We start from the raw sequence: 19,138 nt of genomic DNA on the forward strand, positions 1-19,138 counted from the left end.
ATTGGACGGCGATGAGCACTCCCGGAACGACCCAAACCCCAGCCTTCACCCTGCCCGACGGCGCCGAAGTGCGCTCGGCTCTGGCACAGGCGGCGCGCGAGCGCATCCTGGTGCTGGATGGTGCCATGGGCACCATGATCCAGCGTCTGGGGTTCGAAGAGGCGGATTTCCGCGGGGAGCGCTTTGCCGACTGGAAGCAGCCGGTGCGCGGCAACAATGACTTGCTAATCCTGACGCAGCCGCAGGCGATCGAGGATATCCAGTATCAATACGCCAAGGCCGGCGCGGATATTCTGGAAACCAATACCTTTTCCTGCACGTCGGTCGCCCAGGCCGACTATGGCATGGAAGCGCTGATCTATGAGCTGAATTTTGAAGGCGCCCGCGTGGCACGCCGCGCCGCTGATCGCGCCACGGCCGAAGATGGCAAGCGCCGGTTCATCGCCGGCGCGATGGGACCGACAACGAAAACCTCGTCGATGTCCACGGATGTTAACAATCCGGGTCATCGAACGATAACGTTTGACCAACTGGTCGAGGCCTATGCCGAAGCGATCAATGGCTTGATCGATGGCGGTTCGGACCTGCTGCTGTTTGAAACCATCACCGATACGCTCAACACCAAGGCGGGCATCTTTGCCGCTGAGCGGATTTTTGCCGAGCGCAAGATCAGGCTTCCAGTGATGATTTCAGGCACCATCACCGACCTGTCCGGACGTACATTGTCGGGGCAAACGCCGACGGCGTTCTGGCATTCGGTGCGCCATGCCAACCCCTTCACCATCGGGCTGAATTGCGCGCTGGGCGCCAACGCCATGCGTGCGCATCTGGCCGAACTGAGCGATGCGGCCGATACGTTTATCTGCGCTTATCCGAACGCTGGCCTGCCCAACGAATTTGGCGGGTACGACGAGACGCCCGAATTCATGGCCGAGCAGATCGAAGGCTTTGCGGCATCGGGCTATGTGAACATCGTTGGCGGCTGCTGCGGGTCGACGCCTGAGCATATCGCGGCGATTGCCGCTGCGGTGGCCAAGCACAAGCCGCGAGAAATTCCCGAAGTGCCAAAACTGATGCGGCTGTCGGGGCTGGAGCCTTTTACGCTGACGGAGGAAATTCCGTTCGTGAACGTGGGTGAACGCACCAACGTCACCGGCTCGGCCCGCTTCCGCAAGCTGATCACTGCGGGCGATTATACCGCAGCGCTCGACGTGGCGCGCGATCAGGTGGCCAATGGCGCGCAGATCATCGACATCAACATGGATGAAGGCCTGATCGATTCCAAAAAGGTGATGGTCGATTTCCTGAACCTGCTGGCAGCCGAGCCCGATATTGCTCGCGTGCCGCTGATGATCGACAGCTCCAAATGGGAGGTGATCGAGGCTGGGCTGAAGTGCGTCCAGGGCAAGGCGCTGGTCAATTCGATTTCCATGAAGGAAGGCGTCGAGCAGTTCCTGCATCAAGCGCGGCTGGTGCGCGCCTATGGTGCCGCCGTGGTGGTGATGGCGTTTGATGAAAAGGGCCAGGCCGATACGCTGGAGCGCAAGGTCGAAATCTGTACGCGCGCCTACAAGCTGTTGACCGAGGAAGTCGGGTTTCCGCCGGAAGACATTGTGTTCGATCCCAACGTGTTCGCGGTGGCGACCGGCATCGAAGAGCACAACAATTACGGCAACGACTTCATCGGCGCGACCAAGCTGATCACCGAGACCCTGCCCCATGTGCATATTTCGGGCGGTATTTCGAACCTTAGCTTCTCGTTCCGCGGCAATGAGCCGGTGCGCGAGGCCATGCATGCGGTGTTTTTGTACTATGCCATCCAGAACGGCATGGACATGGGCATCGTCAATGCCGGCCAGCTGGCGGTTTACGAGTCGATCGATCGCGAGCTCCGGGACGCCTGCGAGGATGTGATCCTCAATCGGCGTGCGGATGGCACTGACCGGCTGCTGGAGATTGCCGAGCGCTATCGCGGCGCAGCGGGCAAGGAAGCGGCGGCCAAGGATTTGAGCTGGCGCGAAAAATCGGTCGGGGAGCGGATTTCTTACGCACTGGTCAATGGCATAACCGAATATATCGACGCCGACACCGACGAGGCCCGCCTGGGCATGGCGCGGCCGCTGCACGTGATTGAAGGGCCGTTGATGGCCGGGATGGGCGTGGTTGGCGATCTGTTCGGCTCGGGCAAGATGTTCCTGCCACAGGTGGTGAAATCCGCCCGGGTGATGAAGCAGGCCGTGGCGCTGCTGCTGCCCTATATGGAAGCCGAGAAGAACGCCGATGGCAACGCCACCGGGCGGCAGAGTGCTGGCAAAATCCTGATGGCGACGGTGAAGGGCGATGTCCATGACATCGGCAAGAACATCGTTGGCGTGGTTCTGGCCTGCAACAATTACGAGATCATCGATCTCGGCGTGATGGTGCCGGCCGCCAAGATTTTGCAGATTGCCAAGGATGAGAACGTCGACATCATCGGCCTCTCCGGACTGATTACGCCATCACTGGACGAGATGGTGCATGTCGCATCCGAAATGGAACGCGAAGGCTTTGCCATTCCGCTGTTGATCGGCGGGGCAACGACCAGCCGCGTGCATACTGCGGTCAAGATCAACCCGAAATATGAGCGCGGGCAGACGGTCTATGTGAACGACGCCAGCCGCGCCGTGAACGTGGTGTCGAGCCTGTTGCAACCCGATACCAAGGCCGCCTATGTCGAGGGAATCCGGCTGGAATATGCCAAGGCAGCGGCGGCGCATGCTCGGGCGGAGCAGGAAAAAATCCGGCTGCCGCTGGAACGGGCACGCGAGCAGGCGTTCAAGGCGGACTGGGCAAGCTATCTGCCGCCAGTGCCGAGCTTCCTCGGCACCAGGGTCTATGACGACAAGGATTTCGGCCTTGAGGAACTGGCCCGGTATTTCGACTGGACGCCGTTCTTCCAGACATGGGAACTCAAGGGGCGCTACCCCGCGATCCTGACCGACGAGAAGCAGGGCGAAGCGGCAACGCAGCTGTTTGCCGATGCGCAGAAGATGCTGAAGCAGATCATCGCCGAAAAGTGGTTCAAACCGCGAGCGGTGGTTGGCTTCTGGCCGGCCAATGCGGTGGGCGATGATATCCGGTTGTTCAAGGACGAAGGCCGCAAAGACGAGTTGGCGACGCTGTTTACGTTGCGCCAGCAATTGTCCAAGCGCGATGGCAAGCCGAACATGGCATTGTCGGACTTCATCGCGCCGGTCGATAGCGGCAAGAGCGACTATGTCGGTGGCTTTGTGGTGACGGCTGGCATCGAGGAAGTGGCGATTTCCGAGAAGTTCGAAGCGGCCAATGACGACTATTCGTCGATCCTGGTAAAGGCGCTGGCAGATCGGTTTGCCGAGGCGTTTGCCGAGCGGCTGCATGAAAAGGTGCGCAAAGAGCTTTGGGGCTATGCTGGGGAGGAAACCTTCAAACCCGAAGATCTGATCGGGGAAAGCTATCGCGGCATCCGCCCTGCTCCAGGGTATCCGGCGCAGCCGGACCATACCGAAAAGACCACGCTGTTCCGCCTGCTGGATGCTGAAAAACAGGCGGGGGTGCGATTAACCGAGAGCTATGCGATGTGGCCGGGCTCGTCGGTGTCTGGCATCTATCTGGCTCATCCGGAGGCGTATTACTTTGGCGTGGCCAAGGTCGAATACGACCAGGTCGAAGACTATGCGGCGCGCAAGGGTATGGATGTGGCCGAGGTCGAACGCTGGCTGGGACCGATTCTGAACTACATCCCCGGCCCCAAGATCGTGGCAGCCGAATGAGCACGCCGTTTGATAAAGCGGCAACGTCCATCCCCGTCACCATAGAGACGGGGAACAGGATGTTTGCCCTCAAGCCCGATGATGCGTTGATCCGGCTATCTCCCGACAGCGGGCATGGACACGACGCCGGCGTTGTCTGCATGGCCTGTGCCGGCAGAGTGGAAATCCGGGCGCTGCTGTTTGAGTTGCTGGAGAGCGTGCGGCAGGGCTTGCGGACGCCGTTCCGCAGCGTGGTGGTGGACGCCACGGCCCTGCCGGACGCACGGAAGGTGATCGACGCAGTGGCGGGCCGGTTGCCGGCGACCGCAATGCGCGATCATACCGTGGCTCGGAGTTTCCACCTCGTTGCCTGAGGCGCTAGTACGGCACCAGCGGCGTTTCCAGCCTGAGATAGAGCGGATGCTTGGGGCTGCCATCGGCATTTTTTCCAAAGCACCAGAGCCTTATGCCGTCGTGGTGCAAGGCCTCGACAATCTGGTGGGCGGGCTCGATCAGGGCCTTGTTCAGTTTTCCATGACACAGCACGACCAGTTCTGCTCCGGCGGCCGCGGCGCGGATGGCGGGCAGATTGTGCTCGGAGGCGGCAACGACACCGGGAGCCAGCAGGCCCTTGGGGTCCGTGGCGCGGTAGTCGCCCACATTGCCTTTCATCATTGCTGCATAACCCTCGCGCTGGGCAAAATTCCATTCACGGGCGCAGGTGGGATCGTTGACGGTTGCGTCGGCGGTTGAGGGGTTCATGCCGATGAACAGCATGTAACGCTGCGGAAAGCGGTCACCGCTCCAGCGGCGCATCATCTGTCGATGCTGCGGATCGCTGAACTGGGCGTCGCCATGAACACCCGGCGGCAAAGCCAGCCGGACCTTGCCGCCGGGATCGTGGGGGTCACTCATGCGGTCAGATCGGACGGTGGCACGAGGCCGTTGATCAAGGACGCGGTGGTGATGGTATTGGCCAAAAGGCACGCGATGGTCATCGGACCAACGCCGCCGGGAACTGGGGTAATGGCGCCCGCGACCTCTTTGGCTGCGGCGAAATCCACATCGCCCAGAAGACGCGTCTTGCCGGGGCCGCGTTCGGGAGCGTCGATGCGGTTGATGCCGACGTCGATCACCGTAGCCCCGGGCTTGATCCAGTCGCCCTTGATCATCTGCGGACGCCCGACGGCGGCGACGACGATATCAGCCTGCCGCACGATGCCGGGCAGATCCTTGCTGCGGGAATGGGCGATGGTGACGGTGCAGTTTTCGCCCAGCAGCAATTGCGCCATCGGTTTGCCGACAAGATTGGAGCGCCCCACCACGACAGCGTGCAGGCCTGAGAGGTCGCCCAGCGTGTCGCGCAGCAGCATCAGGCAGCCGAGCGGCGTGCAGGAGACCGGCCCCGGCAGGCCGATCACCAGTTTGCCGACGCTGGCCGGGGTGAAGCAATCGACGTCCTTGTCGGGTGAAATGGTCTCGATGATTTTTTTGGAATCGATGTGCGCCGGAACCGGCAACTGCACCAGAATGCCGTGGATGGCCGGATCGGCATTGAGCTTGCGCACCAGCGCCAGAACTTCGGCCTCGCTGGCGGTGTCCGGCAGTTCGTATTTTTCCGAATGCATGCCCATTTCGAGCGTCTGCCTGGCCTTTTGCGCGACATAGACCTGGCTGCCCGGATCGTAGCCGACGATGACCACGGCGAGGCCGGGCGTTATGCCATGATCTCGTTTCAGACGCTCCACGTGGCCGGCAATGCGACCGCGCAGTCCTTCGGCGAAGGCTTTTCCGTCGATGATGCGCGCTGTCATGGGAAGGCTCCGTTGCGGACTCGCCGCATGGGTGCCGGCAAGCTAACCAGTTGAGTGCTCCACATAAGGAACGGCCAGTGATCCGTCCATTGTTTTGCGCGGCAATACTCGCAAGTCTTGCCGGGCGGCGAGCGATAGCACAGGAAAACTGCTGGTGATCACGGCACGGCGCTATGGCTGATCCGGCAAACAAAAGGGCTGCAACGGTATCTCTACCATTGCAGCCCGGAACGGAAGCCCGCCGCGCTGTTGAGGGCTTGGGGACAAGCGGCGTGCGTCCGTCCGCGCTCACCGGTGCATGGGTCGCTTGCCTGTCCAGTGAACTGCACTCAAGATGGGGATAGATTGCGGCGGGAAAAGTGGCGCTCACCGAAAGGTGAAACCATTGCGCTGGCGGCGGTCGCGATTGCTCCCCTGCCAAGAAGCTGTCATGCCAATCGGCTAGGAGGCGGTGACAAAACGCCTCCGCAATCGGATGGCGGGTTCAATCCGGGACCCGCAAATGAGAACAAGAATGACCACAATTCATCCCCCTCGCCTGCCCAAGGAATCCTTCACCGACCCGGAAAAGGCCTGGGCCTATCTCGCTGAAATCTACCACCGAAATACCAGTTTCATTCGCGGCCACCTCAACGGCCTGGCCAAGGGCGTCATCCCCGCCGGCCGTGTGCGCGCCTGTTATCCGCAGGTGGAAGTGCGTTCGACGAGCTTCGGTAAGGGCGCCTCTACCCTGCCCTATGGCTATCTGCACACGCCTGGGCTTTACCGCACCACGGTGACGGCGCCCGACCTGTTCCGGACCTATTTCCAGGAGCAGTTCACCGTCATCCTGAAGAACCATGGCGGCACCATCGACGTCGGCGAATCAGACACGCCGATCCCGCTGCACTTTGCGGTAGCGCCCAATGAACGGCTCGACGGGGCGGCGCTCAATGCGCTCAATATTCCGCTGCGCGACGTGTTCGACGCGCCGGACCTGACCAATACCGATGACGAGATTGCCAACGGCACTTTCGTTCCGCCCAAGGGCGGACCCTATCCGCTGGCAGCGTTCACTGCGCCGCGCGTGGATTATTCGCTGTACCGGCTCAGCCACTACACCGGCACGGCGGCAGAGCATTTCCAGAATTTCGTGATTTTCACCAACTACCAATTCTACATCGATGAATTCAAACGCGTCGCCCAGGAGCATATGGCCTCCGGCCACGAGCATTACGACAGCTTTATCGAGCCGGGAAATGTGATCACCCGCAATCAGCGACTGGGTGGCGGAACAACCGGCAGCCAGCCGCCGCGCGCGCCGCAAATGCCGGCCTATCATCTGACGGCAGGCCGCAGCCGCGGCATTACCATGGTCAATATCGGCGTCGGCCCTTCCAACGCCAAGACCATTACGGACCACATCGCGGTGCTGCGTCCGCATGCCTGGATCATGCTTGGCCATTGTGCCGGACTGCGCAATTCGCAGGAACTCGGCGACTACGTCCTGGCTCATGCGTATGTGCGCGAAGACCACGTACTGGATGCGGACCTGCCGCTTTCGGTGCCCATTCCGGCGCTGGCCGAAGTGCAGGTGGCGCTTGAGCAGGCTGTCGAAGAGATCACCCAGCTCGAAGGGTTGGAAACCAAGCGGATCATGCGGACCGGCACGGTTGCGACGTTTGACAACCGCAACTGGGAATTGCGTGACCAGGCGGAGATCACCCAGCGGTTAAGCCAATCGCGCGCGGTGGCGCTGGATATGGAAAGTGCCACTATTGCTGCCAACGGCTTCCGGTTCCGGGTGCCCTATGGCACGCTGCTCTGCGTGTCGGACAAGCCATTGCACGGCGAGCTCAAGCTACCGGGCATGGCATCGGACTTTTACCGGACGCAGATCAACCGGCATTTGCTAATCGGGTTGCGTGCCATGGAAATCCTGCGCGACCAGCCGGCCGAACGGCTGCATTCACGCAAGCTGCGCAGTTTTGCCGAAACGGCGTTTCAGTAAAACTAATGGACGGCCCCGCCGAGCGACGGGGCCGTCCAGATCGCTGTAGGTTCAGTCTCGGTCGAGCAGCAATTTCCAGATCATGGCGCCCAGCGCGGCCCCGAGCAGTGGCGCAACAATGAACAGCCATACCTGACCCAATGCACCGTTCTGGGCGAAGATGGCCGCGGCGATCGAGCGAGCCGGATTGACCGAGGTGTTGCTCACCGGGATCGAGATCAGGTGGATCAGCGTCAGGCCCAGGCCGATAGCAATCGGAGCAAAGCCCGCAGGCGCTTTGGCGGAGGTCGAGCCGAGAATGATCAACAGGAAGAATGCGGTCAGCACCACTTCGGTAATCAGGACGGAAACGAGGCTGTAACCGCCCGGAGACAGCGCATCATAGCCATTGGAGGCAAAGCCGCCCGCCACAAATCCTGCCGTGCCAGAGGCGATCAGATAAAGTACCGCTGCGCCAAGTGCGCCGCCGACGATCTGAGCCACCCAATAAGGCACCAGATCCTTGTATTCAAACCGGCCGGCAATGGCCAAACCCAGTGACACTGCCGGATTGAAATGTCCGCCGGAAATTGGCCCCACCGCGTAGGCCATGGTGAGGACCGTCAACCCGAAGGCGAGTGCAACGCCGAGATAGCCGATGCCAACATCGGGCAGCCCCGCCGCCAGCACGGCCGCACCGCACCCGCCAAATACCAACCAGAACGTTCCGAATGCTTCGGCTGATAGACGTTTTATCATGCCTTGCTCCCCAATCTTGAGATGATTCTCACGTGCTCAGGTTAGCATTTGCCTAGATTTTAAGCAGCTGTGATGCGGTATTTCATGCAATTTGCAGGTCATCGAGCGAAGACAAAACGCGGCGGCAGTGATTGCGCCGCCGCGTTCGAACTTAGACTTGTTGGGGTCGCCTAGCGGCCCTTGACCACCGAGTAGCCGGCATATTTGGCGGAGGAGCCGAGCTGCTCTTCGATGCGGATCAGCTGGTTGTACTTGGCCAGGCGATCCGAGCGCGACAGCGAGCCAGTTTTGATCTGGCCGCAGTTCAGCGCCACGGCGAGATCGGCAATGGTGGAGTCTTCGGTTTCGCCGGAGCGATGCGACATCACCGAGGTGTAGGCAGCGCGGTGGGCGGTATCGACGGCGTTGAGGGTTTCCGAGAGCGAGCCGATCTGGTTGACCTTAACCAGGATCGAGTTGGCGACACCCATCTTGATGCCGGAAACGAGGCGTTCGGTATTGGTGACGAACAGATCATCACCGACCAGTTGGACGTTCTTGCCAATGGCATCGGTCAGGGCCTTCCAGCCTTCCCAATCGTCTTCGGACATGCCGTCTTCGATCGAGATGATCGGGTAGCGCGCCGCCAGATCGGCCAGGAACTTGACATTGTCTTCGGACGACAAGGTCTTGCCCTCGCCTTCCATGGCGTATTTGCCGTTCTTGAAATATTCTGTGGCGGCGCAATCGAGGCCGAGGAACACGTCTTCGCCGGGCTTGTAGCCGGCTTTTTCGATCGACTTCATGATGAAGCCGAGCGCTTCGTCAGCGGACTTCAGATTTGGCGCAAAGCCGCCTTCGTCGCCGACGGCGGTGTTGTGGCCTTCAGCCGACAGACCCTTCTTGAGGGTGTGGAAGATTTCCGAGCCGATACGGACGGCGTCGGCGAGATTTTCCGCGCCAACCGGCAGGATCATGAATTCTTGCATGTCGATCGGGTTATCGGCATGCTGGCCGCCGTTGATGATGTTCATCATCGGTACTGGCAGGATGTGCGCGTTCGGGCCGCCGATATAGCGGTAGAACGGCAGTTCGCTGGATTCAGCAGCCGCCTTGGCCACGGCCAGCGACACGCCGAGAATGGCGTTGGCGCCGAGCTTGGACTTGTTGGGGGTGCCGTCCAGATCGATCATCGCCTGATCGACGGCGAGCTGATCCAGCGCATCCATGCCCTGGATTTCCGAGAAGATGGCGGTGTTGACGTTTTCAACGGCCTGGGTCACGCCCTTGCCGTTGTACTTCTTGCCGCCATCGCGCAGTTCCATGGCTTCGTGGGCACCGGTGGACGCGCCCGAGGGAACGGCGGCGCGGCCGAAACTGCCGTCATCGAGCACCACATCGACCTCGACCGTAGGGTTGCCGCGGCTGTCATAGATCTGACGGCCGGAAACGTGGATGATTGACGACATGGAAAGCCCTTCCCGCTGCGATATAGCTATTGCTTGTTGTCTAGACGCGCTCTGTGACAAATCAAAGAGGCTTGGGCAAATAATTTCCCCCGCGCGGCACGGCTAGAGGCTGACCTGCCCTGCTTCGATCAGCCATTCGACCGATTCCTGCACCGCCTGCAGCGATGTATAGCGTGGCTGATAGCCGAGCAGGCGCTGCGCTTTGGCGATGGAGCAGTTGGGGCTGCGGGCGATGTGCTCCCAGGTTGCCTCGGCTTCCTGAGGATTTTGGCGCTTGGCCCATTGGTCAAACGGCAGGAATTCAAGCTCAGGTTTGCGGCCGAACCACAGCGACATGGCTTCGGCGTAGCCCCGCAAGGTCAGCGCACCGGAGGAGACGGTGTGAAAACTTTCGCCAACTGACGCACCCCAGTTGGCAATGGCGTTCATGAACATTGCGGCGACGTCGTCGGCGTGGACGTGGTGGACGGTTTCCAGACCGAAATTGGGGATGGCGAGCTGCTCGCCGCGCGCCAGGGTGGTGAACACTGCCGGATTGAAGTGTCCGGCTGGATTGAGCGGCGCCCAGCCGGGGCCGACGATGTGGCCTGGATGCAGGATGGTGGCGGGGAAATTGTGCAGGCGGGCCTGTTCGAGCAGATAGGCCTCGATCGCTGCTTTCTGGATGCCATAGTCGCCAAAGGGGCGCTTGGCGACGTCTTCGAGCGTGGGCACGGTGACCGAGTAGCCGTGAGTCCAGATGGTGCCGGTGTGCAGGAAATGCTGCACCTCGCCCTTGAGTGCTTCGACCAGATGTTTGGCGCTATCGAGGGTGAAACAAATCATGTCGATGACGATATCGGCATTCAGATTGCGGATGGCCGGCCCAAAGCTGCCATCGCGCTCCATGGCGTCGCGGTCCATCTGCAACTGCTCGACGGCATCCCAGCACCGGCTGGCGGAGTAAGGTTTGGCCTTGCCCCGGCTGATGGTCACCACGCGATGCCCGGCCATGACCAGCCGTGGCACCAGATAAGTGCCGACATGTCCGGTGGCGCCAATGACGATAACTTTTGCCATTCGATGCTCCTCAATTTTGCTGCACGCGCGAAACAGACGCCACCGCTGTTGGCATTGGCGATAACGCTAAAGCGGCGAGGCGGCAAGGGAGGCCCGTGTGGGCGGGTGCCCTGAAAGTCAGCTGGACAGCGGCGCGAGCAGCCCCGAAAGGGCAGTATAGCCGGCATCAGTCAGGTGGAGATTGTCATCCTTGTAGTTGGCGCACTTTGCCCATTCGCCGGGCGCGCAGCGCAACAGGGTTTCGTCCAGGGTCCGCCCACCATGCAGGCCACAGGTGAGTGTTTCTTCATCGACAGCGAGAGAGTGGCCCTGCGCGGCAACCAGTTGGTTGATCTGGGTGCGGATGGCTTCGCGATTTTTGAAATCCACGCCGCGTGGCAGCACTGGCACGTAAAACACCTGCACGCCCGGCCACAGGGCCTCCGCGCGCTGACCAATGGCAAGTATCCCCGCTGCAATGGCGCAGGCGGACTGGTTGTCGCCCAGGTTGTTGGTGCCGACCAGCACCATGGCCTTGACCGGGTGGATCGCTGCCAAACGTGCATCGTTCATTCGCCACAGGGTAGTCTGCGTGCGATCCTGACCGACACCAAAATTCCACACTTTGTGGCCGGCCAGAGCGTCGGCCAGCTGCTGTTTGGGCCAGTTCTGGACGAGTGAATCGCCGATCATGATGATGTCGGTGTCGGGCGGGATGCCGGTAGCATGGGATTCGGCGGTTTGCAGCGCCGCCCCGGTCAGCGGCGGCGCCGGCGTCGTGGCCGTCTGGACTTCCCATTTGTCACAGGCATCCTCTGCCCATGCCGTCGAGCTGGCAGCAAAAACGAGTGTCAGGATCATCAGCAAGCGCTGCATGGCGAACCACATTGGTTGTTGGTCCGGCAAGGTTAGCCAAGCAGGGTCGAGCGCGGTAGTTCGAGCGCCGCATATCGGTCAATGCGTGGAGTGCATGCCCTACTCGTCGTCGCGTTTGTGGCTATCGAGCTTTTTTGCTGACAGGTCGGTACTGGCTTTGGCCAAATCCTTTTCGGCCTTGGTACGGCCGAATTTGACGCGATTTTCGGTGGCCAGGGTTTCCTTGGCGGTGCGGGCTTTGGCTTTTCGCGCTTTCGAGAGGGAAACGATGTCGGCCATGGTCCCTGCCCGTTACACCAAACGGCTCTGTTCCATCGCCGCGGCGATGAAGCTGGCGAACAAGGGGTGCGGCTCGAACGGCTTGGATTTGAGTTCGGGGTGGAACTGCACGCCGATGAACCAGGGATGGTCGGTGCGCTCAACGATTTCGGGCAGTTTGCCGTCGGGCGAGACGCCGGAGAACAGCAGGCCGTTCTTTTCGAGCAGCTTGCGGTAGTCCATGTTGACTTCGTAGCGGTGGCGGTGGCGCTCGGAAATGCGGGTAGTACCGTAGATGTCGGCGACGCGGCTGCCGCGCGTCAGCTGGGCGGGATAGGCGCCTAGACGCATGGTGCCGCCGAGATCAGTGCCGTCGCTGCGTTTCTCGGTTTCGTTGCCTTTGACCCACTCGGTCATCATGCCGACGATCGGCTCCTTGGTGGGGCCGAACTCGGTGGACGAGGCGTTCTTGATGCCGGCAGTGTTGCGGGCCGCTTCGATGCAGGCCATCTGCATGCCAAAGCAGATGCCGAAATACGGTACGTCCTTGATACGGGCGAAGCGGGCGGCCTGGATCTTGCCGGCGGAACCGCGCTCGCCGAACCCGCCGGGCACCAGAATGCCATGGACGTGCTCAAGATACGGCGCGGGGTCTTCGCGCTCGAAGACCTCGCTGTCGATCCATTGCAGGTTGACCTTGACCTTGTTGGCGATGCCGCCATGCGCCAGCGCTTCGCTGAGCGATTTATAGGCGTCCTTGAGGCCGGTATATTTGCCGACGATGGCGATGTTGACTTCGCCTTCGGGGTTGTGAAGGCGGGCCGAAACCTCCTGCCAAGCCGAGAGATCCGGCGCGGGCGCATCGGTGATGCCGAACGCGGCCAGCACTTCGGTATCGAGGCCTTCCTTGTGATAGGCCAGCGGCACGTCATAGATCGAGCCGACATCGAGGCCCTGGATGACGGCGCTTTCGCGCACATTGCAGAACAGCGAGAGCTTCTTCTTTTCGCCGTCCGGGATCGGGCGATCACAACGCACCAGCAGGATATCGGGCGCAATGCCGATGGAGCGCAGTTCGCGCACCGAGTGCTGCGTCGGCTTGGTCTTGAGTTCGCCGGCGCTGGGGATATAGGGCATCAGCGTCAGGTGGACATAGATGGCCTGATGACGCGGCAGATCGTTGCCGAGCTGGCGGATGGCTTCGAAGAATGGCAGGCCTTCGATATCGCCGACGGTGCCGCCGACTTCGACCAGCACGAAATCAAACTCGTCATTGCCTTCGATGACGAAATTCTTGATCGCGTCGGTGACGTGCGGGATGACCTGGACGGTGGCACCGAGATAATCGCCGCGACGTTCCTTGGCGATGATGTCGGAATAGATGCGGCCGGTGGTGATGTTGTCGCGCTTGTTGGCCGCGCGTCCGGTGAAGCGTTCGTAGTGGCCAAGATCCAGATCGGTTTCGGCGCCATCGTCGGTGACGAAGACTTCGCCGTGCTGGGTGGGCGACATGGTGCCCGGATCGACGTTGAGATAGGGGTCGAGTTTACGCAGGCGGACACTATAGCCGCGCGCTTGCAGGACAGCGCCGAGCGCCGCCGATGCAAGACCTTTACCCAATGAGGAGACCACGCCTCCGGTGATGAAAACGTACCGAGCCATGGGCGATTACCTTAAACAGATCAAAATCGATTCGCAGAGCCCCTGAAGCGCTCTACACAAAAAGAAGAAGGGGATGTTGCCATCCCCTTCTGTGGTTCCGCCCGAGGCGGTTATTTGGTTGCCGGTTGAGCCGGTGTGTCGGCAGGCGCCGTGTCGCTGGCAGCAGGCGTCGTTGTGTTTGCCGGAGCGGTCGTGGCGGGCACCGGAAGATCGGCAGCCGGAGCCGTCGTCGCTGCTGGCGCGGTTGTGGCCGGAGTAGTCGTTGCCGCAGCAGGAGCGGTCGCATCCGTGGTCGGTACTGGCAGATCGGACTGGCTCTGCAGCTTGTCGAGCGCATCAAGCACCGTGGTTGGCGCCGCTGTGCCGTCGCCCTGCACAGCCTTGTCCAGAATGGTCGAGGTGGTGCGGTCGAGCTGGCTGAGGATGGTCAGGCCAATTGCGGTGGCAAAGAACAGGGCGGCGAGAACCGCGGTGGTGCGGGTCAACAGGTTGGCCGAGCCACGGGCGGTCATGAAACCACCGCCGCCGCCACCGCCAATGCCCAGCGCGCCGCCTTCCGAGCGCTGCAGCAGGATCACTGCAATCAGCGCCAGAACAATCAGCAGATAGGCAACAATCAGCACGTTTGCCATTCTTGTCTCAGTCTTGGATTACGGCAGATCGTTCGCCCGGCAAAGCCGTCGCAATCGATCCACTTCGGTCAAATGTTGGCGCGTCATACACGCACGAGCAGACAATTGCCAGTCGGTCGCGCCGATTTTGCAGCGACTTTCGTGCAACGATCCGGCTACACGGCGGAGATAATGGCCGCGAAGTCTTTTGCCAAGAGGCTGGCGCCACCGACAAGCCCACCATTGACGTGTTCGATGGCCAGGATTTCCCGGGCATTGGAGGGCTTGAGCGAGCCGCCATAAAGAATGTTGACGCTTGCGCCGCGTTCACCAAAGCGAGCAGTCAGCACGCCACGGATGCGGGCGTGCATCTGTGCGATCTCGGCATTGGTGGGGGTACGGCCGGTGCCGATGGCCCAGACCGGCTCGTAGGCGACGACGAAGGTGGCTTCACTATCAGGAATCGAACCAGCAAGCTGACGTTCAACCACCGTTTCAGCCTGCCCCGCATCGCGCTCGGCTTCGGTTTCGCCCACGCAGATGATGGGTTTTAGTCCGGCCGCGAAGCCGGCTTCGGCCTTAGCGCGGACCAGTTCATCGGTTTCACCATGATTGGCACGGCGCTCGCTGTGGCCAACGATGACATATTGGGCGCCTGCATCGGCCAGCATCGCGGCGCTGATGTCGCCGGTATGCGCACCAGATTTGGCGGGATGACAGTCCTGCCCGCCGGTCAGAATACCGGACGAAGCGCCGTGTGCGCTTGCCGCGGCAAGCAGCGTTGCGGGAGGGCAAATAACGACGATGGCGCGCGGGGCCGGGCCGGCGGTCAGCGCCTGGCCAAGGGCGGTCAGTTCGGCCAGTGAGGCGGAGACGCCGTTCATTTTCCAATTGCCTGCGATCAACGGCGTGATGGTCTTGCTCACTCAGTCAGCTCCTGCCTCTTGCACCCGGATCAGGATTGTCCTAACCCGGCGTGGTTGCGTCATTTCCGCCGCAAAATTGCCGCTGGAATGACCTCTGCGTGCGTGCCTGAATGATCTGCCGGCCTGCCGCGCTTACCGTGAAAAGTGGAATGCACTTTCCCTCGAAGCGCTTTACTAGTATCTCCGCCCCTCGGCGGTAAAGCCTAGACCTCGCGTATTGGAACGTCTGACATGCTTGATAGTTTGCGTGACTTTGCAAAATCCTGGCCCGGCAAGGCGATGGGCGGCCTGCTGCTCGTTGGTTTGGCAGGGTTCGGCATCAACAATGTCATCACCAGCCTGGGCACCACTACCGTGGCGCGCGTCGGCAACGAGGAAATCACCACGCAGGAATTCCTGCGAGCCTATCAGAACCGCATCAATCAGGTTGCCAACCAGTTTGGCCGGATGCCGACAGCCGACGAGGCCGTCCAGCTCGGCCTGCCGTCACAGGTGATTGGCGAGCTGTCGCAGAACGCGGCGCTGGATCAGGTTGCCGCCAGCTACGGGCTTGGCGTTTCCGACGACAGGCTGGGCAAGCTGCTGCGCGAGGACAATAATTTTTCCGGGACCTTGGGCAATTTCGATCCTGCCGTGTTCAAGGACGTGTTGAAGCGCAGCGGTATCACCGAAGCCGATTATTTCGAGTCCCAGGCCAAGTCATCGCAGCGCCAGCAACTGGTGTTGTCGCTGCTCGGCGATACCGCCCTGCCGACCACGGCGGCAAACCTGATCAACCGCTATGTCGGGGACAAGCGGACTGTGGATTATTTCGTCATCGACCAGGCCAGCGTGGAAACGCCACCGGCCCCGACCGAGGACGAGCTGGCGACTTATCTCAAGGCGCACCAGACCGAGTTCCGCACTGTGGAAACGCGCAGCGTACAGATTTTGGCGCTGTCGCCGCAGACACTGGCGAAAACCCAGACCGTCACCGACGAGCAGGTTGCCGCCGAATATGAAAAGACCAAGGCCAGCCTGACCAAGCCGGAGACGCGCACCATCCAGCAGGTGGTGCTCAACGATGCGCAGATTGCCGCGTTCAACGCCGGCAAGACTGCGGGCAAGAGCTTTGACGATCTGGTCAAGGAAGCGGGACTGACCGTCACCGAGGTCGGCACGTTTGCCAAACCAGCGGTGACCGATGCGGCGCTGGCCGAAGCTGCATTTGGCCTCGCACAGGGCGACTTTGCCATCATCGACGGCGCTGCAGGCAAGCGTGCGGTGCATGTTTCGGTGATCACTGCGGGTGGGCTGCCGACCTTGGCGGACGCCAAGGCGGGGATTGCCGAGGCGTTGGCGCTGACCGCGGCCAAGGCCGATTACGGCAATGTGCTCGACCAGATCGAGGAACTGCGCGCCGCCTTCAAGCCGCTCAGCGAGATCGCCACGCGCTTCAAACTGCCGATCTATGAGGTGGCATTGACCGCAACCGGCGCTGAATTGTCGGTAGTCGACGGGCTGCCAGAGAATAACCGCACCAAGGTTGCCGACGCCGTGTTCAAGGCCCAGGCAGGCAAGCTGTCGCCTTCGGTGGCGCTCGATGCCAGCACCAATCTGTGGTTTGACCTCAGCAAGATCGATGCTGCGCGCGACCAGACGCTGACCGAAGTGCATGACGCGGTGGCGACGGCATGGACCAACGAAAAGGTCGATGCGGCGATTACCGCTGCGGCGGCCAAGGCGGTTGCCAGCCTCGACGCCGGCACGGCCATTGCCGATGTCGCGTCCTCGCTGAGCACCTTCCCGCAGTTGTCGCAGCCGCTCGGTCGCGCTGGCGAACCGAGCACCCCGCTCGATGCTGCCGTTACTGCGGCGATCTTTGCTGGCGGCCCGGATCATCACGGATCGGCTGTCAGCCAGGCCGGTGAGCATGTCGTATTCAATGTGGTCGAGGTAACGGCGGCCGAAGGCCCGCTGGACGCCAAGGCGCTGGATTCCGTTTCGACTGACCAGCGCAACGACCTCTATGGTGATTTCATCACCGGGATACGTGACGATGCCGGGCTGCGCATCAACCAGCAGGCGCTGTCGCAGGCGCTGGCGCTCAACACCGGCCAGTAACGGTCGGCCAACCCCTCTATCGGGCAAGACTTTCATGGGTGACGAGTTTTATCGGCGGTTCGCGGAGCAATACGATGCTGGCAAATCCCAGATCGTCTGGCGGCGCATCGTAGCCGACCTCGAAACGCCCATCGGCACCTATATGAAGCTGGCGCAGGACCGCAAGAACACCTTCCTGCTGGAATCGGTGCAGGACGGGGCCATTCGCGGCCGCTATTCGATCATCGGCATGGAACCGGACGTGATCCTCAAGGTCGCGGACGGACAGGCAGCGATCAATCGTTCGGCCCACATTTCGGACGACCGCTTCGAGCCGGTGACGGCCAAGCCGCTCGACGCGCTGCGCGATCTGGTGGCGGATTCCAAGATCGAAGTTCCTCCTGGACTGCCGCCGCAGTCGGCAGGGATCTACGGTTATCTCGGCTACGAGATGGTCCGCTATATGGAAGTGCTGCCGAACGGCAATCCGGACGATCTGCAACTGCCCGAAGCGATCCTGATGCGGCCATCGCTGCTGGCGATTTTCGATACGCTCAAGGACGAGCTGTATCTGACCGCTCCGGTTTACGTGCGCGCTGGGGTAAGCGCCAAGCAGGCTTATGAATCGGCAGAGGCGCGGATCGACGACGCGGTGACGCGGCTCGGCCGGACATTGCCGACGACGCCGGCGCTGCCCGATCTGGAAAAGATCGCCATTACCAGCAATACCAGTCGCGACGAATATTTCGGCATGGTCGCCAAGGCCAAGGACTACATCACTGCCGGGGACATCTTCCAGGTGGTGTTGAGCCAGCGCTTTGAAGCGGAGTTCACCCTGCCCCCGACGGCGCTGTATCGGGCGCTGCGCCGCACCAATCCGTCGCCGTATATGTATTTTCTGGATTTTGGTGGCTTTTCGGTCGCCGGGTCCAGTCCGGAAGTGCTGGTGCGGGTGCAGGACGGCGAAGTGACCATCCGGCCCATCGCGGGTACCCGCAAGCGTGGCTCGACACCAACGCGCGACCAGGAACTGGCGGCTGAACTGCTCAGCGATCCAAAGGAACTGGCCGAGCACCTGATGCTGCTCGATCTTGGCCGCAACGACGTCGGCCGCGTCGCCAAGACCGGTACGGTCAAGGTCACCGACAAGTTCTTTCTCGAATACTATTCCCACGTGATGCACATCGTTTCGAACGTCGTTGGCGTGCTCGATCCGAAATATGACTTTGTCGATGCGCTGAGCGCAGGCTTTCCGGCGGGCACGGTTTCCGGGGCGCCAAAGGTGCGGGCGATGGAGATCATCGACGAACTGGAGAAGTCACGCCGCGGCATCTATGGCGGCTGCGTGGGTTATTTCGGCGCCGACGGAACCATGGATACCTGCATCGTGCTGCGCACGGCCATCGTCAAGGATGGCAAGCTGTTTGCGCAGGCCGGAGCGGGCATCGTGGCCGACAGCAGGCCCGAGCTTGAGCATATGGAATGCGAAAACAAGGCGCGGGCTCTTTTCAGCGCCGCTGAGGAAGCGCTACGCTATGCCGGTGAAGCCAGGATCGGCCAATGACCAAGACCCTCATCATCGATAACTACGATAGCTTTACCTACAACCTCGTGCATTTTCTGGGTGAACTTGGCGCCGACATCACCGTGTTTCGCAATGACAAGATCACGCTGGACGAAATCGCCGAGATGGCTCCTGAGGCGATCGTGCTGTCGCCCGGGCCCTGCACGCCGAACGAGGCGGGCATCTGCCTGTCGCTGATCGAGCGTTTTGCCGAGACCACGCCGCTGCTTGGCGTGTGCCTTGGGCATCAAGCCATCGGCCAGGCCATGGGTGGCGATGTGATCCGCGCGCCGCATCTGGTGCATGGCAAAACCAGCAAGATCCATCACACCGGCAAGGGCCTGTTCCGCGGCCTCAATAA

The 19,138-nt window shown here is 61.3% G+C and carries 16 protein-coding genes; 6 read left to right on the forward strand and 10 right to left on the reverse strand.

What is annotated here, in order from left to right; all coding sequences use genetic code 11:
• Positions 1–11 precede the first annotated feature (11 nt).
• Both metH and ABIT12_RS14010 read left to right on the forward strand, forming a co-directional pair.
• Positions 12–3,791, forward strand: coding sequence for a methionine synthase (metH, locus tag ABIT12_RS14005; RefSeq protein ID WP_348040615.1), 3,780 nt, complete (start codon positions 12–14; stop codon positions 3,789–3,791).
• Between the two features lie 59 nt (positions 3,792–3,850).
• The gene (locus ABIT12_RS14010; RefSeq protein ID WP_348040617.1) at positions 3,851–4,144 is read left to right on the forward strand and encodes a hypothetical protein; all 294 of its coding nucleotides are present in this window, start codon (positions 3,851–3,853) and stop codon (positions 4,142–4,144) included.
• A gap of 4 nt (positions 4,145–4,148) precedes the next feature.
• On the opposite strand, the gene ABIT12_RS14015 is transcribed toward ABIT12_RS14010, so the two are convergent.
• Both ABIT12_RS14015 and ABIT12_RS14020 read right to left on the reverse strand, forming a co-directional pair.
• Positions 4,149–4,685, reverse strand: coding sequence for a DUF1643 domain-containing protein (locus ABIT12_RS14015; protein ID WP_348040619.1), 537 nt, complete (start codon positions 4,683–4,685; stop codon positions 4,149–4,151).
• Positions 4,682–5,584 carry a bifunctional methylenetetrahydrofolate dehydrogenase/methenyltetrahydrofolate cyclohydrolase gene (locus tag ABIT12_RS14020; protein ID WP_348040621.1) on the reverse strand — a complete coding sequence of 301 codons (903 nt, stop codon included), beginning with the start codon at positions 5,582–5,584 and terminating at the stop codon, positions 4,682–4,684. Before ABIT12_RS14020 ends, ABIT12_RS14015 begins: the two co-directional genes overlap by 4 nt.
• Positions 5,585–6,098: 514 nt before the next feature.
• Between ABIT12_RS14020 and ABIT12_RS14025 the strand changes: the two genes are divergently transcribed.
• Complete coding sequence (locus ABIT12_RS14025; RefSeq protein WP_348040623.1) at positions 6,099–7,574, forward strand: AMP nucleosidase; 1,476 nt, start codon at positions 6,099–6,101, stop codon at positions 7,572–7,574.
• A gap of 51 nt (positions 7,575–7,625) precedes the next feature.
• Here the strand turns inward: ABIT12_RS14025 and aqpZ are convergent, their stop codons facing one another.
• The 8 genes from aqpZ to tpiA all read right to left on the reverse strand — a co-directional run bounded on the left by aqpZ (position 7,626) and on the right by tpiA (position 15,131).
• On the reverse strand, positions 7,626–8,312 hold the full coding sequence (aqpZ, locus tag ABIT12_RS14030) for an aquaporin Z (RefSeq protein ID WP_348040625.1): 687 nt from the start codon (positions 8,310–8,312) through the stop codon (positions 7,626–7,628).
• Between the two features lie 170 nt (positions 8,313–8,482).
• Complete coding sequence (gene eno, locus ABIT12_RS14035; RefSeq protein WP_348040627.1) at positions 8,483–9,760, reverse strand: phosphopyruvate hydratase; 1,278 nt, start codon at positions 9,758–9,760, stop codon at positions 8,483–8,485.
• A 102-nt stretch (positions 9,761–9,862) separates the two neighbouring features.
• Positions 9,863–10,819: an NAD(P)-dependent oxidoreductase gene (locus ABIT12_RS14040; protein ID WP_348040629.1), complete on the reverse strand. Its 957-nt coding sequence runs from the start codon at positions 10,817–10,819 to the stop codon at positions 9,863–9,865.
• Positions 10,820–10,936: 117 nt separating this feature from the next.
• Positions 10,937–11,674 (reverse strand): GDSL-type esterase/lipase family protein, encoded by a 738-nt coding sequence (locus ABIT12_RS14045; protein WP_348040631.1) that lies wholly within the window; start codon positions 11,672–11,674, stop codon positions 10,937–10,939.
• A gap of 99 nt (positions 11,675–11,773) precedes the next feature.
• Entirely contained in the window at positions 11,774–11,953 is a 180-nt protein-coding gene (locus ABIT12_RS14050) for a DUF4169 family protein (protein WP_348040633.1), read from the reverse strand.
• Between the two features lie 12 nt (positions 11,954–11,965).
• Positions 11,966–13,594, reverse strand: coding sequence for a CTP synthase (locus ABIT12_RS14055; protein WP_348040635.1), 1,629 nt, complete (start codon positions 13,592–13,594; stop codon positions 11,966–11,968).
• Positions 13,595–13,704: 110 nt separating this feature from the next.
• A complete protein-coding gene (gene secG, locus ABIT12_RS14060; protein ID WP_348040637.1) occupies positions 13,705–14,226 on the reverse strand; it encodes a preprotein translocase subunit SecG in 522 nt (173 codons plus the stop codon).
• A 155-nt stretch (positions 14,227–14,381) separates the two neighbouring features.
• Entirely contained in the window at positions 14,382–15,131 is a 750-nt protein-coding gene (tpiA, locus tag ABIT12_RS14065; protein WP_348040639.1) for a triose-phosphate isomerase, read from the reverse strand.
• A gap of 231 nt (positions 15,132–15,362) precedes the next feature.
• Here tpiA and ABIT12_RS14070 point away from each other — a divergent pair, with 231 nt between their 5' ends.
• The 3 genes from ABIT12_RS14070 to ABIT12_RS14080 form a co-directional block, all read left to right on the forward strand.
• Entirely contained in the window at positions 15,363–17,234 is a 1,872-nt protein-coding gene (locus ABIT12_RS14070; protein WP_348040641.1) for a peptidylprolyl isomerase, read from the forward strand.
• A 34-nt stretch (positions 17,235–17,268) separates the two neighbouring features.
• The gene (gene trpE, locus ABIT12_RS14075) at positions 17,269–18,777 is read left to right on the forward strand and encodes an anthranilate synthase component I (RefSeq protein ID WP_348040645.1); all 1,509 of its coding nucleotides are present in this window, start codon (positions 17,269–17,271) and stop codon (positions 18,775–18,777) included.
• Positions 18,774–19,138: aminodeoxychorismate/anthranilate synthase component II (locus tag ABIT12_RS14080; RefSeq protein ID WP_348040647.1), on the forward strand; the 365-nt coding region annotated here is incomplete at its 3' end. The genes trpE and ABIT12_RS14080, both read left to right, overlap by 4 nt.

Source organism: Devosia sp. (assembly GCF_039927955.1).
Classification (GTDB): Bacteria; Pseudomonadota; Alphaproteobacteria; order Rhizobiales; family Devosiaceae; genus Devosia.